General features: G+C 62.0%; 2 protein-coding genes. Both read left to right on the top strand.

Annotated features, from left to right (window positions below; genetic code table 11):
* Nucleotides 1–1,346 (top strand): FimL-related protein (locus AC1D0Z_RS20740; RefSeq protein ID WP_477660050.1); only part of this gene is annotated, 1,346 nt, incomplete at its 5' end.
* Nucleotides 1,347–1,477: 131 nt separating this feature from the next.
* Nucleotides 1,478–1,853, top strand: a 376-nt coding sequence (selD, locus tag AC1D0Z_RS20735; protein WP_477660049.1) for a selenide, water dikinase SelD, incomplete at its 3' end; no start/stop codon positions are given.

Genomic DNA, 1,853 nt, shown 5'->3' with positions numbered 1-1,853 from the left:
TCCCCCAATACCGCGACATCCAGGGCCTGGTCGGCGCGGACCGTGTCCATCCGGCGGATCTCTGGGTGTTCCAGTGGCGCTGGATAGAGCCGGTCCTCAATATCACTGTTGATGCCAGGGCGTACGGCGGCGAGGCCCGGCAACTGCTGGACCGGCTGATGCTGACCCTCATCCGCACGGGTGACACGGAAGCCGCGCAAAACCTCAGCGATGTGTGCCTGGGGTTCGCCCAGGGTCAAACCGGTATCGAACCCAGGACTTTCTGGAAAATTGCGGCAGCGTATTTCGAAGCACTGGCAAAAGGGCTGCTGAAGATCGATCTTTACGTGAAGCGCGCGACGCTGCGCGTTCTGCTGCAGTACGTCTGGCTGGCCAAGGGCACGGAGGCATCGGCCAGGCTTGCAGAGGATCTGCTTTTCCTGTGCTCCCAGGCCAAAGTCCAGCGTTCCAGTGATGCACCGGTGCTGTCGGCGGTGCGCTCGAGCTATGGCTTGACGCGGTTCAAGCCTGTTGACTATGAATCGGTCCAGTTTGGCCGCTTCGCCCCCGCCTTGATTGCGCAGGCCCGCAAGCGCATCGGCTCGGCCAAGGAAAGCTGGTCCGCGGCCACAGCCGGAGACCTGAGCAAATTCAAGTCGCTGAACGACCAGTTCAGCCTGGTGACGGATTCCCTGGTCAAGCTGCACCCGCCAAGCGAGTCGATGGCCCGCGCACTGACGCGCGTGATTGGCACGACAGTCAGCTCGGGCCAGGCCCCAAGCCCCGAGCTGGCGCTGGAGGTGGCGACCGCGGTGCTCTACCTCGAAGCCGTGTTTGATGATTTCGATCCCAACGACCCGCGCCTGTGGGCCCGGACGGCCCGGCTCGCGGAACGGCTTGAAAGCGTCAGGGCGGGCGGACAGCCACAACCTCCAGAGTCATGGATGGAGGAGTTGTACCAGCGCGTCAACGACAAACAGACCATGGGAAGCGTGGTGGGCGAACTGCGCGTGTCCCTGGGCGTGCTTGAAAAGTCCCTTGACAGTTTTTTCCGCACACCGGAAGACAAAAAACCCCTGGCGGTGGTGCCGGGGCAACTCGCGCAAATGCAAGGCGTGCTGTCCATGCTGGGGGCGGACCAGGCGGCACTGGCGGTGATGCACATGCGCGAACTGGTGGAGCAAATGCTCAAACCCGATGCCAATGAGCAGCAGGCGCGCCTGGCTGGATCATTTGACCGCCTCGGCAATAACCTCGGAGCCTTGAGCTTCCTGATTGACATGCTCAACTACCAGCCCGCGCTGGCCAAAAAGCTGTTTGTGTATGACGCGGCCAAGGGCGAACTCAAGGCGGACAAGGAAAACTGAAGCTCACGTGGGCGGCCGGGCGCCTGAAGCCGGCAGGTGGGTCCGCAGGAAATTCTCTTGTTCTAAACTGGTTGCCCGCACAACACCCGCGTACCGACGGCACTGCGGCAACCGATTGAAAGCGCTTCCCCATGAACGCCCCCGAAATACTTCCGGGCAACCCGCCCCGGCTCACCAGCCTGTCGCATGGCGGCGGCTGCGGCTGCAAGATTGCGCCCGGTGTGCTGAGTGAAATCCTCAAAAACTCCAGCAATTTACCGATCCCGCCGCAGCTGCTGGTAGGCATTGAAACTGCCGACGACGCGGCCGTTTACCTGCTCAACGACGAGCAGGCGCTGATTGCCACCACCGATTTCTTCATGCCCATCGTCGATGACCCTTACGACTTTGGCTGCATCGCCGCCACCAATGCGATCAGCGACGTGTATGCCATGGGCGGCACGCCCATCATGGCACTGGGGCTGGTGGGCATGCCCATCAATGTTCTTCCGCTGGAAACCATAGGCG

It is taken from the genome of Polaromonas sp. P1_E3, from assembly GCF_056405935.1.
This window is presented reverse-complemented; position numbering and strand designations above follow the sequence as displayed.